We start from the raw sequence: 18292 nt of genomic DNA on the forward strand, positions 1-18292 counted from the left end.
TAAATATAAGCGCCATTCAGACGGATCCACCCGACCAACTATTCGACTATTCGTTTCTCGATGCGTCTGACAGCGCCGAATATTACAGTTTTCTATTAACCGCCCGAGTTTAAAAAATTATAGCAAAAATTTCCGGGGTCAAAATAATAGACGGAATACTAAACTAAAGCATCCGTTAGTAATAGGTTCAAAAAAAGCTGTAATCCTTCTTGAAGTGACCTCAAAACTAGTTAGTCTATATAGATAAACGTTTCAATTTCCTCAACTTTTTTCCCGTCTAATTGGTGCGTGAACCCGAATGTTTCACCCTTTCCGTCGTGATTTATTACAATATCGATATCGTGAACTAGTTCGGTGAAATACTTAAAAGATTTTTTTAATTCGTCATAGGATTCTGCCGTTTCAATTCCTTGCTTTTCTGCTACCGAAATAGAATAAACAAGATTACCCATCAAAGTTTGAAGAACCTCCAAATTATCAAAGTCTTTTTGAAGGTCGTCACCTTGAATCCGAAAATATTTCATTTCGTTTCTGAGACGATATGCCCTCGGGTAATATTCTTTCACGTCGGTTGTTTTGGTTATATCTTCAGCGTGATAGGCAATCCAAGCTTCCAATGTTGGTTCAATTCCATAGCTGTTGAAGCCTTCAGGCGTTGAAACGTCTTTCCAGGTCTTCGGGTCGTTTACTTCGGCTTCTTTTTTTACTTGTTCAACTTTCGTTTCTTCTGTTTTATCTTGTGCAACCTTCGTTCCTTCATTCGTACACCCTGTTAATAATCCACTTACCAATAATCCTGTAAATGCTAATTTTATTAGCTTCATTATTCTGCCCCCCTGTGATTGAAAATCCTTATACTTGAAATCATCTATTAATTATTTACATTTTACCATGGAAAAAGCCCAATTCTTTTCTTCAACTAACCTGCCCCGTTAGTTGAATAGTAACAATCTTTCAGAAAATTATCCATTATTTTTCCAAAATAAAAAAAGTTGTATGTGAGGTCCGAACAGCAGAAAGCGCCAGTCAGAATCGAGTGCTTGGGGTAACGCAATTTCAACGCAAAAAAAGAAGCGACCAACAACGATGTTTAGTCGTTATTGATCGCATTTGCTTTCCGTTTTGCACTTTCTCTTTTCAATGTCGCAATTGAAATTCCAGTTAAATTCGCAACTTGCGTAAAACTATTCGTTTCTTTTAGCTTCATAGCATGGTCAAGCTGCGCTTTTGTGTACGTTGGCTTACGTCCTTCTCGATAGCCCTCACGTTGACGTGCGATTGCTTTGCCTTCTTGTGTTCGTTCAACAATCATATCGCGCTCAAACTCGGCAAAGGCGAAGAATATATTTCTCACTAACTTAGACGTTGGCTTGTTATCCATCGCACCCATATTCAGTATGTGAACCGTTATACCATCGTCAATGAGACGCTTCACTAACTCGCTCCCTTGCGTAGCACTACGTGCAAGTCGGTCTAGCTTCGTCACCATAAGCGTATCTCCCTCTCGCAAGACGCCCAATACTTCATTCAATGCCGGTCTGTCCGTCTTAGTACCTGTAAAATGCTCCTCGTAAATAGTATCGCAGCCAGCCTCTTTTAACGCTTGAATTTGCGCCTCTAACTCTTGGCCCGCGGTTGATACACGTGCATATCCGTATTTAGCCATTATTTCCGCCCCTTAAATGATACCTTATTATGATACCGTTCGATACCTTGATACTACTACATCGGCATAACGGTGTCAATTCTTTTAAGTTGTGATACCAATAACTACCCCGTGAGTTTCAGACCGCCCCGTCCATCGCAACTGCCTGCCCGCTGTAATCTGCGTTAACATTACGTTATCTAACCTATGTAAACCGCGCTAAATCGTCACTTTCTCGCCTTCAAAATGTTTGACCTGCGCGTCCAAAAACGACGTCTCCCCGATAAATCTATCGTCCAAAACGTTGCAGAAAGGGGAGAAATGTAACATTAAAATGCGTTAATATGAACGTTTATGCCGATTTTAATATTACACCTCACGCTAATTGCTAAGTCCTAACGCCATTCGTAAATAGGCTTCATCTCCTAAAATTGCGGATGCACTAATACGTCGTCTATCCGAAAGTTTGCGAGATTCTTTACGGTAATGCTCCGACCTTAATTCGTGCTGTCGCTCTAACTCGTACTCAAAAATATAGTCATATCGCTTCCATCTATAAAGCGTCATACGAGCAATTCCAAGCATATCCGCGATCTGTTGTTGAGTCAGTTTTCCGTAATACTCTACGTCAATTTTTATCGCCAATACTTTCGTCAAATTTCCTTTCATTTCACGTTCCAAGCGTGCCATTTCCGTATCTTTTATCTCGAAAGGTTTAATGTTGATTCGTACCATCTAATCACTCCTCATAAAAAAATAGGCAAGCACCGCTGTAGTAGCCGATGCCTGCCCTTTTTATAGTTATACTCCCATCGTTAATAGGTAAAGCAGCTGTTGATGCGCAGGCTCAAAAACCAACACCCTAGCACCCACAACTAATCGGTTAGGATACTCAATTGTTCGGGTAACACCATCAATTTTTACGGTCTCCGTTCGATTGAACAGGTCAGGATTGCTAGTAATACCCTGTGAAGGAGTATCAACGGTATCTCCAGTTACTCGTATTCTAAAATTCGGATACTCACTAGTCACCGTTGCCGTGCGAATACGACCATCAGGATTATAGCCGACATATTCTATAACATTTAATAAACGAGTAACTCCATCGCCTTCCTTTATTATTTCCGGTTTAAATGCACTCATGCCGTCACCCCACGTTTCTCTAGTATTCCACTTACAAGCGCATCTGCAATTTTACGAATATCAGCTTCTTCACGTACTATAATACTATCTGCAAGTTTAGCGATAGAAATAGTTCCGGGAGACGATCCTCCGCCGTTTTGTGAGTATTGTCTATTTTCGCTCGCAGTAAGCACACGTTCGCCCTTATGCAAAACTGCTCGATACCCGTCATACCTTACGTTGTCCAGGCCGTGATAATGCGAGCCATCCGGTTTACCGCCTTTGTCTCCGCCAATCATATTTCCGACAAATGATACGGTAGAATTAATTCCCTCGGACAACCAGTCAGGCATCTTAACGGAACTTACAAACCCGACAAAATCCTTTATATGTCCGGACACAGTCGAAATCCATCCGCTTAATGACTCGAACCATCCCTGTACGCCAGATAACGCATCAGAGAATATGTCGAACGCATTTTTAACGCCAGTTAAGATAAATTCGACAAGTGGCGCTAGTACGTTATCCCACAGCCATTTAATTACTTTAGACAGCAACTCGAATCCTTGTGCAATAGCGTTAATAATCGGCTGGGCAATCGTCCATAAAGTCGAAAATAGCTGCGCAACAAACGAAAGAGCTGGAGCAATAACGTTATTGAAAACTAGTACCGCAACATCACCGAGAATTTGCAGTAGGTTCCAAAGTCCGCTTAAATACGGTTGAATGACCGTCCAAAGGTTCGAAATTATGCTAGAAATTGTCGTCCATACTTGCGTAAAAGCTCCCTTCAACCGTCCGAATACTGAGGATAATTGCGTTACTTTTTCGGTAACATACGCTTTTACTTCCTCGAATTTCGCCTTAACCTTGGCGAACGATCCAGCTCCGAATATCTCGTCGAATACTCCTTTAACTCCACCAGATTTAAATGCTGCCATCAATTCGGATATTTTCGCCTTAATGCCGCCTACTACTGCGTTCACTTTTTTAGCAATGTCTGGGGGGAAGATAGCGTCAATTAATCCACCAGTGCCGCCAGTTTTAAACGCGCCCACTAACGACTTGACCTTTCCGACAATGCTGCCGATAATGCCTCGGAACGTTTCGCTATTGTCGTAGAGCGCCTTTACTCCGACTGCTGCGGCGGCAATTCCTGCAGCGATTAATCCGACTGGATTCGCGAGTGCTGCGATAACACCTACTACAGCTAACGCAGCTACAAACATTCCGATTGCTCCGGCTGCATACGCTATTGGTTTGCGCCATTTCATGAATGCGTCGTACAGTGTGATCGCTTTATCTGTTGCTTTTCCTAAATAATCACCCAATTTATCGCTGATGCTTTTTACATCTAATTTATCAATTGAATCATTTATACGTTTTAAAAAGTCACCTAGTTTTGTATTTGATTTATCGCCCGCGTCACGGAATAACGTACCGACTCGTTCCTTAAGGCTATTCCATCTACCAAGTGTAGTCGATCCCATTGCCTCAACGGTTTTTTGTGTTATGTTCATCTTATTTAACGCTTTATCTATTCCCGCCAGTTGCTCCTCGAATGAACCACCTTTAACATCGTTTAAAATGTTTTTATCGAGGTTAAATACATCACGTAAGGAAATCGTATCTCCAGATGCAAGTTCGCGAAGCCCCCTCACAGCATCATCGATTGATTTCGTCGGATCACTGGCAATAAGACGCTCAACAAGTTTCCAAGATTTTTCAAGTTGTCCCATATCTTTAGTTAAAGTTAGTAGACCTTTAGATCCAGCAAACATCTCTCCAGAGTTGAGTAACGGGCTATCAATCGCAATTTTATCGACCATCTTCATATACTGCTTAGTTGCACCATTGTCCTGGAATGCTGCTTGAATAATCGCTTTACTTTGCTCGAATTGAGCAGCTTGTCCGATTGTAGCATTCAGTAATTTCGCAGCACCATTCGCACCTATATATGCGCTGGCCAACCCAACGAGTGTGCTTTGAAGCCCTCCGAACGAAGCACTCAATCCATTTGAACCTACGTGCAATCGGCTAATACTTGTAGAAAAGCCGTTCATACGATTTGACGTGTTAGATACAGCGCCACCCAATCTATTTACGGCCACTTGTGATCGCGCCATACTGTCGCTTGTAGTGCGGCTTGTTCGATTCATACGGTCCATCATTTGCGTTATCTGCCGAAGTCTTGAAGTGCCTTGATCTCGAACACGAAATATTGCGGTTAAATTTACTGCCATAGATTAATCACGTCCCCTACGCTGTGCAAGTCTTTTTAATCGACTAAACTCTTTAGCGACTTCGTTCCCGTGCCTGCGCGTTAGTTTTGCGTCTGATTGCTTTCCACTAGTAACGTATCTAATCGCAGCATTTACAGTCAGAATTACTAATCTCTTTAAATTTTTATGAACCTCTAGTTGAGTTGCTTTTACTTCTGTTTCGAATGCTTTTAACTTCGGTAACATCGCCTCACGCTCACTTGCATCTGTCTTTAATAAAACTCCTGCCAATAACGTTGCATTTGTTAAAATTTCTGCTTCTTTATCTGCGCTATTCATTTCTCGTATCCCCTTCCGTTTCTTAAAAATAAAAAACCGCAACTCTTTAAAACTGAGCGCGGTTTTACAAAATATATGATTCTGCGAGTTCAATATCATGTGCCATGTCTATCTCCGGGTACTTTTTCGCCAACTGTTTAATACAATCTAAATATTTTCTACTGGGGAATTTGTACGCTAGATCATCAAAAACTGATGATATCCAATAAACTTCTTCTTCTGAACAAGAATTTAAAAATTCGATTGTATCAAATTCGTTGGTGAATTCTATAACCAGTCGATCCCAACATTCGGAAATAGCAGGATCATTTATATGCAGTTCTTTCATTATCCTTACAATTCCTACTATGAGTTCTTTATTAATCAGACTTAATCGCCTCCTTAAATTTAAAAATAAAACTTTTTCCATGTATTGTAAACAGAAAAATATAACGCAGTTAAGCCGTAACCGCCAAAAAGGATTTATTTATGACAACAAAACAATTCGTAGGTGCGGGGAATATCTCACATAATAAAAAAGGCACAACGCACTAATTAAAGTGCGCCATGCTAAAACACGGAGGTAAAGCCCGCGCCTAAAACAGCTAAACGCAAGCCCCACTTATGATGCCGGTAACGACTCCGGCGTAATAGAAAGAGAGACTGCGAAATTAATCGCAAGCCTCCCGGAAATTGTTACGCTAAATTTTTAATACGACCATGTGCCGCCTCTTGTTTGAACTCGAGTGTGTATTCCCCGATTATCATTCCGGCTTTTCGGTCGCCTTGTTCCGGCAACTCTTTATGGAAGAATCCACGTCCACCTAACGGTTTGATTTTCGTGCGGCTAATGTCAATTAAGAAAATCTCATTCGTCTTGACGTTAGCGTTCATTACAATCGGGAATTTCCCAAAGTCGGTAATTAGATGATCAACTACTTGTCCTCGAATATTTTCAGATTGTGTGATACGGATTTTATCGTTTTGTAATTCACTGATTGCACGCTTTTGATGCGCTGATACAATAAACGCATGGTTACCACCACCAGCTAAACCGCCACTTTCAAATACTGTCTGCGCTAAATCAGTTAGCATTTTATCGGTAACTTTTGTTCCAGCAGCGTCAATGACATTCGCCTTAATTAACTGACGTAAGCCGGCCATGTGACGCACAATGCCGTTATCCAGCTTGATACCGTTGATAAGCGATTTTTCAAGTTGTAGCGCTACTTCTTCTTGTTTCTTCGCTTTTTCGTAGTTATATAGATCATTAATACCGTACTGATCAACTTCTTGTGCCGTTCCCGTTACCTCTACCGTCTCCATAAAAATTTGCGATACATTATTTTGCGGAGTTCGTGCTTTGTATCGTGATTTAGGTGCGTCTGCTCCCTCCGGAGTCATATCATATTGGAACTCGATAACAGCGTCCTTTACGATAGCTGCCGCAGTAGTGTCCGCATATCCTCGCTCAACTGTCAGCTTTTTAGCTGATTTATCAATCGCAGTAACAAGAACTAACTCCTCGTCAATCTGTGCAACCGAATCAACTACAAACGGCTCTACGCTTTCTACTGCTAATTCAGTCGCTACTGCAGTTGCTACCGCCGTTACTTTTGTTTTTGTTGCGAATACACTATCCTCATACCACTGATGAATGGTATTCGTTACTGGCTGACTAAAACCGAGTAAATTGATTAAAGGTGTTTGGTTTGGATTAAGTAAAAGTACCTCGTCCACTACAGATTCTTTCTTACCTACTAAGTTTGTTGTATTAATTGCGTTTGTCATTATCGTCGTCCTCCAAATTGTTTAATTTTTTGTTTTAGTCCGCTAAATGCGGCAATATCTTCTGCTGATCCTGTGCGTTTGGCTACTGCCTCTGCGTTCGCTAGCATCGTTTGATGAACTGTTTTTGTATCATTACCGCCATTAGTCGCTGCGCCAATCGGTGTCTGCTTTGGCTTTATACCCTGCAAGATGCCGAGCAGTTCGTCGAGTGCATCACCTTCTAGCTTTGTAGCGTCAAGGAACGGCTGTAATTTATCGAAGTCTTTAACGCCAGATTGTTCGACCTTCTGTGCGAATATCTCGGCTTTTTGAGTCGCCTCTTGCTCTGCTATTTGCGCTTTTAACGCTTCATACTCGACTACTTGCGCTCGTAACTCGTCAATTTCCGTTTGCTCTGGCGATTGATCGGTTACTTGTTCCTCAATTACTTCTTTTTCTGACTGTTCTGTTGTTTCATTTGTCATTTTCTATTTCCTCCTAAGTTTTTAATGTGGGATACTATGGTGTGTTTATGGAACACTCACCGCCCTTCCAGTTTCGGCGGTCATGGGTAACGATTTTCGATGATTCTTTATTTCTAGCACGCTAAAATAAGTTGGTTGATAGTTTATACGTAGGAAACGTTCTCTAGTCGTTTTAATACAGATTTCAAGCCCCTCCGCAGTCTAACTGGAATTTTGAATTGTATTGCGTGTAATTTACCCTCGCGAGTGTGATAGGTTGCCATGACCGCGTAATCCTTCCTGGCTCTGATACGCTTGATTGCGGAAGGGTATCCCGCGCCAACATATAAGGCGTAGAAATCGTCATCCAATCTCCACGCCTCAAATTCTCTATTTATTTTCGTCATACTGCAGCCTGCTTGTGCTTGTCTATAAGTCGTCTGTACCACGCGTTGCATTCTTCTCGTTGGAACTCATATAACTCGTCATATAGCACCTCATAATCACGGTTACCTCTCGCTGCCAGCAGTTTTACGAGGGGCGCAACATCGTATGGATTATATTTTGTCTCGATAAACTCGAGGAAACTACGATCATTTTTCTTTCGATTTACGCTGACATCAACGACAATAATGTTGCCTATCGTATTCGCACCACCTGCTGACATCGGAATGACATGCTCGAGAGATAAATCGTTGCTAAATCTACCTGTATATGCACATCTTCCGCCAGCTAACTTAAACAAGTACATAACATCGTCGTAAGTTAAATCGTTTGCAACCCCGAATTGCTTAGCTTTTCTATTTGCATGTCGGAAAGCACCTCGAGCTCTATTTTCAAGCGATGCCATACGATACCGAGCGTCCTTCCGTTCACATTCAATGCAGTGTGTTCGCTTCATACTGTAAAAATGTTTGGTTTTAGTACCACATTTAGTGCAAACCTTCATTAGCATGCACCGCCTTTACTTTGAGCAACAATTACATCTAACTTGCCCTCTAAGCGTGTTAATGAAAGACTGATAGCGTATAGCATCTCCATCGTTTTAGCATCTGTTTGTTGTTCTGTTTTCTTTGTCATAGTCATCATCCTTTTCATCTGTTAATTTTTACTGAATATATTCAATACTAACGGTCAAGCCGTTTCGCACGATTACATTTACTAATTCCATTAATAAGCGAGCATTAGGGTTTTGGTACTCGTCGTTGTACTCCATTGCCAGTGGCTCACTCGTTGTAGTCACTAAAATTTCTGCTTTTTTATAATGCTGCAAAACTTTACGCAGTGAAACAAACGCAGGGAATACGAGATTTCCATTATGGTAAACCTCGCGGAATGTACTTTCGTTAGGCAATTCTATAACGACCTCTACTGTCCCAGGACCTGTCTCTGTTACTGTTTGTTTAATGGTTAGTGTCATAATCTTTCTCCTTTTCCTTTGTTTAATTGAACTGCACCATAATCGCAGCTAATTGCTCACCAGTTCCTGCGAAGATTGTTCGAGGATTGACTGTGATACGTTTCTCACGTCTGTCTCGCGGATTTTCATAGAAGCTAAATACTACTTGTCCATCTATCTGAACGCGATTTAATGCCGTTTTTAACTTACCTGCGTTTGCATATTCCAATAGAACCGCAAGTTTCTCTAGTCCCATCGGGCGTAGACGATCCAGGTCCGTTTCGTCTGGATTGAAGCAGATTGTATTTGTTTCGAAATTTAAAAAAGGCATAACTGAGTAGACTAGCGCAAGCTGTCCAACCGTTTTGCCGTTTGTTTTCTCATATAAGTCACGTATCGTTTTCTTGAACAATCGCGTGTGTTGCATATCTGATACTGCGTGGCTGATTGTCTTTACATTTCCTCGATAAAATACCGTTGGATTCATAAAGATACAATCATCTCGTTCTGCTAAAATCTCCGCCTCTACGTAGCGTTTTAATAGTTCGCGTGAGCGTTTTGTACTTAATCCCATCAACTTTTCAAAGCCTTCGCGGTCAATCACTCGTCCATTATCGTACTGCAAGCGCCCTGTATTCCATGCGATGTAAGTACCGAGGTACATTAGGCGTGCAATATCGGAATTGTTGAGTGTTGGGAATCGTTCGCTTATCATGCGTGACTGTTTAAAGAAGGTGAATACGAAGCCTCCGTTTTCTTTTTCGTGACTTCCGAGGATTTGCTTAGATTGAATTACTTTTGATTGCGCTTCTGTGCGACGCGGGACTAAATCGTGAACATACTTATCTCCTAAGTATTCGCCAGTTTCTGTAGCATAAGGCTTTCCGTCAACTACCACGTAATCTAGCTTTTGAGCTAATACCTGTTGTCGTGTATTCGGGTGTAGCTGTACGAATTCTTTTCCTGTAATTGCTGTTGTCATAGTCATCTTCCTTTTCATCTATTATTTTTGTAATGCGTGGGCAAGCGATTGAATTTCTTCGGTGGCTGCCATAACCCTGCGACTTGCTTCGCGCAATGCGGAACTGGCTCTACTTGCTACTGCGTCAGAAAGGCGACGTTCTTCACGTTCTATTGCGCCTAGTGTTGACGACGATATTCCGAGTTTTCTCGATAATTCTCCTTGCGTAATTCCTAGTGCCTCACGGTACTGCTTGATTTGATGTGCGTTTAATTTCACGGTAAGACGCTCCTTTCTGACTTCGTAGTATTTTTAACACCACAAGAAAGCCAATTAAAAAAGACGCCCGTAAATGGACGCCTAGATTTTATGAATTTACTTCCTCAATATATAAACCAACTAATGCCCGTAAATGTGACTTCGGAGTGATACATAACGCCTTTCCTCACCTATATAGCCAACTAAGCGGTTATTTTGGTAGTAGTCGTTAGATATTTGATTAAATAGCTTGAATTATTATTTCTTCTTCCCTAATAATTATTAATACGTCAGTTTGTGACTCTTTTTTTGATACGTGAGAGCATTTTTCTTACACTTTCCGGACTTTTCTCTAATTTTTCTGCTAAATAATCACGTTTTATAAGTGCTGCACCGTTCGCACGACAACTGTAATTTGTTAAATCTTGTACATTTCTATCTGCAAGTATAATATCGTGTGCCTGTTGAATAAATTCGACTTGTTGTTTTGATAATTCATCTAAATGTCTTTCCTTTATTCCTGGCAAAATAACTCCGTAAAGATTAGCAGGAAAATGTTTCTTAACAAATAGCTTAACTGTTTTATCTTGGCCGTTTACTCGATAGATGCGCTTCATGCCTTTGCGTTCAAGTTCTAACTCACCAAATTTAGTGGAAAATGCCGAGTTCACATAACGCACAATTTCTCGCTCCGATTTCGCTGTATCAACATAGCCTAAAGCGCGCTCTAACGCTTGTACGATGTTTTTATCTACTTGCTCCGCAGCTACAACTGCTGCACTTTCTTGTTCGATGATTTTATCGCGGAAGTTATGATAACCTCGGTAAAATCCCGTGAAATGATGGTCATAAACATTTTCGAGGATTTCATCACGTCTGGCATCGATTTTTTCAAATAGAGCCATAGTTAGACGATAATATTCAAGTTCCTCGTTATGTTTAATTACTTCTGCACCGAAGTCGATCCCATACTCATACTTCAAAGCGGTTATATAATAGCAAAAATCCTCATATTCTGCTCCTCTTAGAACACCGATGTATTCCTGTAACGCAAAGTCACGTAACACTCTAATGCGATATGAAATGTAATATTCATGGCGCGGTAAGTCGATTCGCACTTTCAATGCATTTCCTTCTATTTGATGCTGGCGTGTTGGATCGTTCATAAAATCAAATGTAGTTCCGTACAAAATTTCATCAATTACTAATCTATCACCACTGTTTTGGTAGTTTCTGATTCGTTCTCTGAAATCATTCGTCATAGTCATCATCCTTTACTTTTTGAAATTACATGCCCTTTATGTCCCGAATAGTCGGAATTACCATCCCTTTACGTCCCACTTAAAAACTGCATTCACGCTTACTCTCCGTAAGACTAACACTACTTGCACGGGCTTCTTATCTATCTTATCTTACCATCCGCACACGAAAAGAATTACGCTAAATATGTATTGATATGCCGATATTGTGCGCTAATACCGAAGGTGTCCGAGAAGTTGTAACAACTTCCTTAAACACTTTGCGTCCTCATTTTGCAAAGAACGCAAAATAAGTCCGCGTCCATCTATTACAATGATATTATTACAATCGCTAGATATCATCAATAATGTTATGAGACGGAGGCTTTAGCCGACGTAGAGAATTTGCGTCAGCAAAGACTCGTAACGAGTTAAATCATCTTCGGGCTTCGCCCCATGTGCCGGCAAGCCGTCCCATGATTATCAATGTGAGATCAATAAATATTAACGCCAAGTAAATATCATCTAATATCTATATTGGCGAAGGTTCTCGTTACAACGTAATTAAAGACTAAGAAATAATTTGACGCCTAAAATCGAGCTATCCCTTGCGACTCTAAGCGCCAATCCACTTTTTAGGTGTCCGAATTATGCACTACTTTTATGCCGATTTGTCCGAATTAGGTCATAGTATCTATCGAAGGGAAAACAAAAGGCTAGAAACGTCTGGAACCTCACCTAGCCAAATTTAAATTGCCGTTAATTACATCATTACATATATAAAAAAAGCTACTCCGATAGAAAATGCTGTCGTACCGTAATACCACACTCTCAATTCACCATCTTCGCCATCTTCACCGAAAAAATATGCGTCTACCCTTTTAACTAAATCGACTGCTGCTTTCGCTAGTAACTTAATGTACACCTTCTTATCTTTACACTCAACTCCTTGTTTCAAGCCGAAATCCCCCCTATTACTAACTCCTGCCCATCAACTATTAAGGCACGATAGAAATCAGAACAAACTACATGCATATGATCGAAAATCGGAATTGTTTTAAGTGCTTTATTTGATAAACGCATAACAATCGTTCGCCATGCGCCATTCTCTGTGGATACAGCCTCGTAGTTATCTAAGTAGTCACTACTATCTGCGATAACAATTTCTGTAGCTTGGTCGGCTACTTTTTTCGTATACTCTGCTATTAAACGCTTGCACTTACGAATAGTGTCGTCAATCATTTCCTGTACATATAACGGAACTGGAATCGTGGGAATTGTGTAATTCCATCTATAATTACGTCGCTTCACATACACTCGATAAGACGTTGAGAATACGCCTTCTTTTTCAAACGATACAATTTGATACTCTACTGACCAAACTTCATTGTCTGTTAACCATTTGCCTTCGTCTAACGTCGTAAACATTTCACATTCCGCCTTCCATAGTGTTATTTTTGCACACCACAGTGTGCTTTATAGTTAATATAATATACACTACAGTGTTCATTGTCAACGTTAATTTGATATTACGAACACTACAGTGTAAAATAAAATAAAAAAGGAATGTGATTACATATGATTAAAGTACATTTATCTCGTTTATTAGGCGAAAAAAGAATGAAGATTTCTGAATTAGCGCAAGAAACTGGATTACATAGAAATGGCCTTTCACGTTTATATAATGAGGAAACTGATGGAATAAAGTTCGATACATTAGAGAAGGTTTGTAAAGCTTTGAATTGTGAAATTAGTGATCTTATTGAAATAGTAGACGACAAAAAAGACGACGGCCAATAACGGCTATCGTCTTTTCTTATTTTCATTATCATAAAATTATTCATTTTTCGTTTTAGATACACTTAATATCCCAAAAATAATCATACAAACACAAGATACAACATCAACAATTAATTTTGCAAATTCCATTATTTTATCACCTGCCAATTATAAAAGTTTAAGAATAAAACCTCTAATAAAATTAGCAAGCAAAATTTCGAGAACAAAAAAGCGGAAAAAGTAAACCTCGAAACTAGCTAAACACTAAAAGTCTTAGAGAAAATTAGTGTTTGGCAGGTCTCCTGGCTTAGCTTCTTCCGCTGATTACCTTCCCGTACTCAAAAAGCACAGTGGATATTAATCAATGTCAGCCTCACAGTTGCGGGGACAGCGTCGGAATAATACCGAACTTCCCTATTAAACTACATATAGTAGTACCAAAACATCAAATATGTTATTTTATTCTATATATAGAATACCTCTTTATGAAAAATAAGTCAATTATTAATAGACTATTATTAATTAAATCCTAGAAAAGTGACTTGCCAACTAATTGGTTGCTTTGCTTCTCAATATTATTGTTTTATATACCCATCTCATTATTATACTTTTGAATAGATAAATCCATTTTGATTTTATATAAGAATACTTCGATTAAATTTTTCATATCTTTTATATCTTTAGATTCCCATTTTCTCTCATAATGAGTTTCATCGTTACCTAACCAAAATAATTTTTTTGCAACACTTATCAATATTGGATCATCAAAATATTTTTCAATCAGCTTAATCACTCTTGTAGACTTTTTAATATCATTAATATCAAAATCTTCGTTCTCACTATTGGAGCTAATTATATAGTCCTTCACTAAGAACTCAATGGCTTTTCTATACCCGCATCCACATATTTTTAGCAACCCCATACTTTCTGCTTTCAGTGATTCGTTGTAAATACTAATAAACTCCGGGGATATTTCTGCAATTTTTGGGTCATTGAAAACTACATTTACTTTAGGTAATATAAGATGATCTATTACTACCACATCATTGCCGGGAAATACAGATTGTAGCCATATATCAGCCAAGTATATTCTTGAGCATTTGTTTCTATTACATTGTAAAACTAGTGTATGCATCGGTAAATTCATAGCTTCATCATAAAATTTATGATGTGATATTAATATTGGGGATATTGATATATTACAGTGAGGACAATTCTCTACTACATCTAGACCATCATATTCCTTATGTAAATCACTTAATGTAAAATTATCTAAATTGTACAAATAACACCAACCACCTCTCTTTATACATTATATATTAACCTTACAAATTTCTATAATATTTTTTATGTATTGACACCCGCACCCAATAACTAGCAGAATGGCGCTCGCTCTAGGAAATCGGCAGAAACGTAGTTACCTTATGTTGCAAACCACAGAATATAACGTAGTAAGCGACATAAAGTAAATACGCAATAACTAGCGTCATGTGACGTCTGAGGTTGTCCCGTTGCCCTGTTCGTATCGGAATTTCTTCCGCTATGACCTCATACAATTACTGTCCTGTATGCGCGTATTAACGCATGGTCATAGTTACCCTCTCCGCAAAGAGCCAGTAAACCACCGCACCGTAAAGCCGTGCTCGCTATTCGTCGCTAAGTTAACAGGGAAACGTGTATCTGCGATATATTCCGTAGTTTGCAGTGAGACGGACGGCTCTGACCAGGTTAGATTATCGACGAATTAGTGGGCTACCTCGTCGCTACTGCTAAAAAAGGATGCACTTAATAGAAGTTGCACCATCGAAAAAATTTCGATATAATGAACCCTAAGAAACGCTATTGCTGCCAGGCAATTTTTAGCGTAGATATTAAGTTAGAAGTCGTTAGTGCGTCAACACCAGCGGCTTTTTTCTGTTTACAAATAGTCCCGTAAGTTATTCGCAACCTCGTCGGTAGTTAATCCGAGATAAACGGTTGTTGTGGCAAGTGACTTATGCGACAATGCTTTGCTGATTAAAGCGACATTCGCGCCTTTCTTTAATAGATTGACGGCATACAATCGTCTGATTGCGTGAGGATTTATTTGCTCTAATCCGAATCTCTTTGCATAGTAAGAAAGTCTCTTCGTAATGGCGTTAGGAGTTTTATCGGAAAAAATACGATCACCGAATTTGCTAACAAATAAATATTCGTTTTGTTTACGGTAATGTTTGCGAATAATATCATTCTGCCTAATCAATCGTTTAAAGAACGTATCTAATTCATCATCAAAAGGTAACTTCACAGCTTCGCGACCTTTCATAATGTCTCCTTGTATAACTAAAATCCGATTATTAAAGTCGATATGCTTTTCTTCTAATTGAACTAACGTACTCATACGTAAACCGCACTTATAAATTGTTAAAACTGCGACTGCATCGCGGAAATGAATAAAATTCGACATGTCTAATAACGACAATAGAATTGCTAAATTATTTTCGTTTGCTGGCGACTTAATTTTGTTGTCCACTTTAATTTTTACTTCTCTCCAGAAATTCCGATTCAACCACCCGTTATCATAAAAGCGATTCAATACAGCTTTAAGGACCCGCAATTTACTTTGTTTTGTTATATCCTTAACGTCACCTAAAGCGTCCAAAAATCCGTATAAACTTTCGAGTGTTAGCTCGTCTAAATAGTTAATTTGCATCGTTTTTAATAGCCGATTATAAACATATTCGTACTCTTTAATCGTCTGTTGCCTAATATTCGCAAGGCGCATCTGTTCTTTAACAATTAAGAATGCTGTACGCGCGCTAATGCGATTATTTGTCTGATTTGTTGCATTAACGTCAATCATAATCCGTGGTTTAGCTTGTCCTAATGACTCTGTGTATTCTTGCGATTCCTTGACCAATTTAATAGGCGGCGAATACTCTAAATCGAAAACGCCAGAACGTTGACCTTTTCTAGCCACGCAAAAAACCCCCTAACAAATATTCGTTAGAGGGTAAAACATATACGATATTCCGTTTTGTTTTATTCTTAATTCTATTCCACCGTCAAATAAATATCGGTAAATTGATTCCGCAACCTTCACCAATCAATGAACGGTTAGAGTAGCGCTAAATCAAGCTACGTCTACTTTCCAACGCCTAATACGTCGTTCTCTTCCAAGAATTTCGTGTTGAATTGCGCAGATTTGAAAACGTCATTGTTCATTAGTGCTTGGTGGAATGGAATTGTCGTATTGATACCAGGACCAGCTACTTCAAATTCGCCAAGCGCGCGATTCATTTTTGCAATGGCTTCTTCACGCGTATCAGCATGAACAATAAGTTTTGCTACCATTGAATCGTAGTATGGAGGAATTGTATAACCTGCATAAACAGCAGAATCGATACGTACACCATAGCCACCTGGTGTGATGTAAGTGTCTACAGTACCAGCTGATGGCATGAAGTTTTTGTATGCATTTTCTGCGTTAATACGGCATTCAATTGCCCAACCATTTATTTTAATATCATCTTGTGTGAATGGAAGTTTCTCACCAGATGCAATTTTTAATTGTTGTTGCACAAGATCGACACCAGAAATCATTTCTGTTACTGGGTGTTCTACTTGGATACGCGTATTCATTTCCATGAAGTAGAACTTGTCCTCTTGATAGTCGTAGATGAACTCGATTGTACCAGCACCTTCATAGTTACAGGCTTCGGCTGCTTTCACCGCTGCTGCACCCATTTCTGCACGACGTTCAGATGATAGTGCAGGAGATGGAGCTTCCTCTACTAACTTCTGCATACGACGTTGTACTGTACAGTCACGTTCGCCTAAATGTACGACATTACCGAAACTATCAGCTAACACTTGAATTTCACAGTGACGGAAGTATTCGATGAATTTTTCTAAATATACGCCAGGGTTACCGAACGCTGCAGCAGCCTCTTTTTGCGTAATATCAATGCCTTTTACAAGATCTTCTTCTGTACGAGCTACACGGATACCTTTACCGCCACCCCCAGCAGTTGCTTTAATAATTACAGGGTAACCGATTTTCGCAGCCCACTCTTTACCTGTTTCGATATCTGGTACAATACCAGTACCTGGAACAAGTGGAACACCTGCAGCTTCCATTGTTGTACGAGCAACGTCTTTAATCCCCATGATTTTAATTGAATCAGATGAAGGACCAATAAATTTAATGCCCGCATTTTCACACGCCTCAGCAAAATCAGCATTTTCAGAAACGAAACCGTAACCAGGATGGATACCGTCTGCTCCTGTTTTTTCTGCCACGCTTAATAATGCTGGGAAGCTTAAATAAGAATCTTTTGATAGCTTCGGACCGATACAATAAGCTTCGTCTGCTAACTTCACATGTAATGCATCTGCATCTGCTTCAGAAAATACGGCAACTGATTTGATGCCTAACTCTTTACAAGCACGAATAATACGTACAGCGATTTCGCCGCGGTTTGCGATTAAAACTTTTTTCATGGTTTGCACTCCTTACTCAGCTTTTACAAGGAATAATGGTTGACCGTATTCTACTAAATCGCCATCTTTAGCTAGTACTTCAACGATTTCACCTTTAACTTCTGCTTCGATTTCGTTGAATAGCTTCATCGCTTCTACGATACAAACAATTGTTTCGTCGCCTACTTTGTCGCCCACTTTTACGTATGCTGGTGAATCTGGGTTTGGAGCTGCATAGAACGTACCTACCATTGGTGATACAATTTTATGTAACGATGGGTCGTTACTTGCAGGTGTTGCGGGTGCTTCTTCAACTTTTGCTGGAGCTGGAGCTGCTACAGGTGTAGCTGGTGCAGATTGTTGTACAACAGGGGCTGTTTCTACTTTTTTAGGTGCCACAGTTTCAGTAACAACAACACCATTCTTTTTTAATTTAACTTTTGCGCCATCTACTTCATAAACGAACTCGTCGATTGAAGAAGAATCTACTAATTTAATAATTTCACGAATTTCTTGAATTTTGAACATTTCTAACTCTCCTTATGAAATAAAATCTACTACAATCACTATTCTATATTTTTTTGACACAATTTGAAACACTTAAATGAAAATTAAGTAAATATAAACATAATAAAAGGCTTTCTTTTACTAAACG

Annotated in this window: 22 protein-coding genes and 1 riboswitch; of the genes, 1 reads left to right on the plus strand and 21 read right to left on the minus strand. The window is 39.5% G+C overall.

Going from position 1 to position 18292, the window contains the following annotated elements:
- Positions 1 to 230: 230 nt before the first annotated feature.
- From FH508_RS14850 to FH508_RS14925, 17 genes are all read right to left on the minus strand, one after another.
- On the minus strand, positions 231 to 824 hold the full coding sequence (locus FH508_RS14850; RefSeq protein WP_173479044.1) for a hypothetical protein: 594 nt from the start codon (positions 822 to 824) through the stop codon (positions 231 to 233).
- Between the two features lie 266 nt (positions 825 to 1090).
- Complete coding sequence (locus FH508_RS14855) at positions 1091 to 1666, minus strand: recombinase family protein (protein ID WP_173479045.1); 576 nt, start codon at positions 1664 to 1666, stop codon at positions 1091 to 1093.
- Between the two features lie 360 nt (positions 1667 to 2026).
- Complete coding sequence (locus FH508_RS14860; protein ID WP_139860711.1) at positions 2027 to 2380, minus strand: phBC6A51 family helix-turn-helix protein; 354 nt, start codon at positions 2378 to 2380, stop codon at positions 2027 to 2029.
- Between the two features lie 66 nt (positions 2381 to 2446).
- Entirely contained in the window at positions 2447 to 2788 is a 342-nt protein-coding gene (locus tag FH508_RS14865; RefSeq protein WP_139860714.1) for a hypothetical protein, read from the minus strand.
- Positions 2785 to 4938, minus strand: a complete 2154-nt coding sequence (locus FH508_RS14870) for a phage tail protein (protein WP_228134083.1) — start codon at positions 4936 to 4938, stop codon at positions 2785 to 2787. The genes FH508_RS14865 and FH508_RS14870 overlap by 4 nt, the downstream gene beginning before the upstream one ends.
- Before the next feature lie 75 nt (positions 4939 to 5013).
- On the minus strand, positions 5014 to 5328 hold the full coding sequence (locus FH508_RS14875) for a hypothetical protein (protein ID WP_173479047.1): 315 nt from the start codon (positions 5326 to 5328) through the stop codon (positions 5014 to 5016).
- Positions 5329 to 5392: 64 nt separating this feature from the next.
- A complete protein-coding gene (locus FH508_RS14880) occupies positions 5393 to 5656 on the minus strand; it encodes a hypothetical protein (protein ID WP_173479048.1) in 264 nt (87 codons plus the stop codon).
- A 347-nt stretch (positions 5657 to 6003) separates the two neighbouring features.
- The gene (locus tag FH508_RS14885) at positions 6004 to 7098 is read right to left on the minus strand and encodes an SU10 major capsid protein (protein WP_173479049.1); all 1095 of its coding nucleotides are present in this window, start codon (positions 7096 to 7098) and stop codon (positions 6004 to 6006) included.
- A complete protein-coding gene (locus FH508_RS14890) occupies positions 7098 to 7562 on the minus strand; it encodes a hypothetical protein (protein ID WP_173479050.1) in 465 nt (154 codons plus the stop codon). The genes FH508_RS14885 and FH508_RS14890 overlap by 1 nt, the downstream gene beginning before the upstream one ends.
- 382 nt (positions 7563 to 7944) lie before the next feature.
- The gene (locus tag FH508_RS14895; protein WP_228134084.1) at positions 7945 to 8391 is read right to left on the minus strand and encodes an HNH endonuclease signature motif containing protein; all 447 of its coding nucleotides are present in this window, start codon (positions 8389 to 8391) and stop codon (positions 7945 to 7947) included.
- A 98-nt stretch (positions 8392 to 8489) separates the two neighbouring features.
- Positions 8490 to 8621, minus strand: a complete 132-nt coding sequence (locus FH508_RS23955; protein WP_255639585.1) for a hypothetical protein — start codon at positions 8619 to 8621, stop codon at positions 8490 to 8492.
- Between the two features lie 28 nt (positions 8622 to 8649).
- Positions 8650 to 8961 carry a hypothetical protein gene (locus FH508_RS14900; protein WP_173479052.1) on the minus strand — a complete coding sequence of 104 codons (312 nt, stop codon included), beginning with the start codon at positions 8959 to 8961 and terminating at the stop codon, positions 8650 to 8652.
- 22 nt (positions 8962 to 8983) lie between these two features.
- Positions 8984 to 9922: a hypothetical protein gene (locus tag FH508_RS14905; RefSeq protein ID WP_173479053.1), complete on the minus strand. Its 939-nt coding sequence runs from the start codon at positions 9920 to 9922 to the stop codon at positions 8984 to 8986.
- 21 nt (positions 9923 to 9943) lie between these two features.
- Positions 9944 to 10180, minus strand: coding sequence for a helix-turn-helix transcriptional regulator (locus FH508_RS14910; protein WP_173479054.1), 237 nt, complete (start codon positions 10178 to 10180; stop codon positions 9944 to 9946).
- Positions 10181 to 10449: 269 nt separating this feature from the next.
- Positions 10450 to 11421 carry a hypothetical protein gene (locus FH508_RS14915; protein WP_228134085.1) on the minus strand — a complete coding sequence of 324 codons (972 nt, stop codon included), beginning with the start codon at positions 11419 to 11421 and terminating at the stop codon, positions 10450 to 10452.
- Between the two features lie 739 nt (positions 11422 to 12160).
- The gene (locus tag FH508_RS14920) at positions 12161 to 12355 is read right to left on the minus strand and encodes a hypothetical protein (RefSeq protein ID WP_173479056.1); all 195 of its coding nucleotides are present in this window, start codon (positions 12353 to 12355) and stop codon (positions 12161 to 12163) included.
- Entirely contained in the window at positions 12352 to 12825 is a 474-nt protein-coding gene (locus FH508_RS14925) for a hypothetical protein (RefSeq protein ID WP_173479057.1), read from the minus strand. The genes FH508_RS14920 and FH508_RS14925 overlap by 4 nt, the downstream gene beginning before the upstream one ends.
- Before the next feature lie 150 nt (positions 12826 to 12975).
- On the opposite strand from FH508_RS14925, the gene FH508_RS14930 reads away from it, so the two are divergent.
- Positions 12976 to 13197, plus strand: a complete 222-nt coding sequence (locus tag FH508_RS14930; RefSeq protein ID WP_173479058.1) for a helix-turn-helix domain-containing protein — start codon at positions 12976 to 12978, stop codon at positions 13195 to 13197.
- 253 nt (positions 13198 to 13450) lie between these two features.
- Positions 13451 to 13633: riboswitch (cobalamin riboswitch) on the minus strand.
- 126 nt (positions 13634 to 13759) lie between these two features.
- Here FH508_RS14930 and FH508_RS14935 read toward each other — a convergent pair.
- From FH508_RS14935 to accB, 4 genes are all read right to left on the minus strand, one after another.
- Positions 13760 to 14461, minus strand: coding sequence for a DUF4145 domain-containing protein (locus FH508_RS14935; RefSeq protein WP_173479059.1), 702 nt, complete (start codon positions 14459 to 14461; stop codon positions 13760 to 13762).
- A 633-nt stretch (positions 14462 to 15094) separates the two neighbouring features.
- Positions 15095 to 16135, minus strand: coding sequence for a tyrosine-type recombinase/integrase (locus FH508_RS14940; protein WP_173479060.1), 1041 nt, complete (start codon positions 16133 to 16135; stop codon positions 15095 to 15097).
- 164 nt (positions 16136 to 16299) lie between these two features.
- Complete coding sequence (gene accC, locus FH508_RS14945; RefSeq protein ID WP_173479061.1) at positions 16300 to 17658, minus strand: acetyl-CoA carboxylase biotin carboxylase subunit; 1359 nt, start codon at positions 17656 to 17658, stop codon at positions 16300 to 16302.
- Between the two features lie 12 nt (positions 17659 to 17670).
- Positions 17671 to 18165: an acetyl-CoA carboxylase biotin carboxyl carrier protein gene (gene accB / locus FH508_RS14950; protein WP_173479062.1), complete on the minus strand. Its 495-nt coding sequence runs from the start codon at positions 18163 to 18165 to the stop codon at positions 17671 to 17673.
- Positions 18166 to 18292 lie beyond the last annotated feature (127 nt).

It is taken from the genome of Lysinibacillus sp. CD3-6, from assembly GCF_006351725.2.
Taxonomy (GTDB): Bacteria; Bacillota; Bacilli; order Bacillales_A; family Planococcaceae; genus Lysinibacillus.

What these genes read in the sequence shown, in the direction of transcription:
- FH508_RS14885 (WP_173479049.1), bottom strand. Translation starts at nt 7,098, where the DNA reads ATGACAAACGCAATTAATACAACAAACTTAGTAGGTAAGAAAGAATCT.
- FH508_RS14890 (WP_173479050.1), bottom strand. Translation starts at nt 7,562, where the DNA reads ATGACAAATGAAACAACAGAACAGTCAGAAAAAGAAGTAATTGAGGAA.
- FH508_RS14915 (WP_228134085.1), bottom strand. Translation starts at nt 11,421, where the DNA reads ATGACGAATGATTTCAGAGAACGAATCAGAAACTACCAAAACAGTGGT.
- FH508_RS14865 (WP_139860714.1), bottom strand. Translation starts at nt 2,788, where the DNA reads ATGAGTGCATTTAAACCGGAAATAATAAAGGAAGGCGATGGAGTTACT.
- FH508_RS14860 (WP_139860711.1), bottom strand. Translation starts at nt 2,380, where the DNA reads ATGGTACGAATCAACATTAAACCTTTCGAGATAAAAGATACGGAAATG.
- accC (WP_173479061.1), bottom strand. Translation starts at nt 17,658, where the DNA reads ATGAAAAAAGTTTTAATCGCAAACCGCGGCGAAATCGCTGTACGTATT.
- FH508_RS14930 (WP_173479058.1), top strand. Translation starts at nt 12,976, where the DNA reads ATGATTAAAGTACATTTATCTCGTTTATTAGGCGAAAAAAGAATGAAG.
- FH508_RS14875 (WP_173479047.1), bottom strand. Translation starts at nt 5,328, where the DNA reads ATGAATAGCGCAGATAAAGAAGCAGAAATTTTAACAAATGCAACGTTA.
- FH508_RS14925 (WP_173479057.1), bottom strand. Translation starts at nt 12,825, where the DNA reads ATGTTTACGACGTTAGACGAAGGCAAATGGTTAACAGACAATGAAGTT.
- FH508_RS14900 (WP_173479052.1), bottom strand. Translation starts at nt 8,961, where the DNA reads ATGACACTAACCATTAAACAAACAGTAACAGAGACAGGTCCTGGGACA.
- FH508_RS14870 (WP_228134083.1), bottom strand. Translation starts at nt 4,938, where the DNA reads ATGATGGACCGTATGAATCGAACAAGCCGCACTACAAGCGACAGTATG.
- FH508_RS14880 (WP_173479048.1), bottom strand. Translation starts at nt 5,656, where the DNA reads ATGAAAGAACTGCATATAAATGATCCTGCTATTTCCGAATGTTGGGAT.
- FH508_RS23955 (WP_255639585.1), bottom strand. Translation starts at nt 8,621, where the DNA reads ATGACAAAGAAAACAGAACAACAAACAGATGCTAAAACGATGGAGATG.
- accB (WP_173479062.1), bottom strand. Translation starts at nt 18,165, where the DNA reads ATGTTCAAAATTCAAGAAATTCGTGAAATTATTAAATTAGTAGATTCT.
- FH508_RS14895 (WP_228134084.1), bottom strand. Translation starts at nt 8,391, where the DNA reads ATGGCATCGCTTGAAAATAGAGCTCGAGGTGCTTTCCGACATGCAAAT.
- FH508_RS14850 (WP_173479044.1), bottom strand. Translation starts at nt 824, where the DNA reads ATGAAGCTAATAAAATTAGCATTTACAGGATTATTGGTAAGTGGATTA.
- FH508_RS14855 (WP_173479045.1), bottom strand. Translation starts at nt 1,666, where the DNA reads ATGGCTAAATACGGATATGCACGTGTATCAACCGCGGGCCAAGAGTTA.
- FH508_RS14905 (WP_173479053.1), bottom strand. Translation starts at nt 9,922, where the DNA reads ATGACAACAGCAATTACAGGAAAAGAATTCGTACAGCTACACCCGAAT.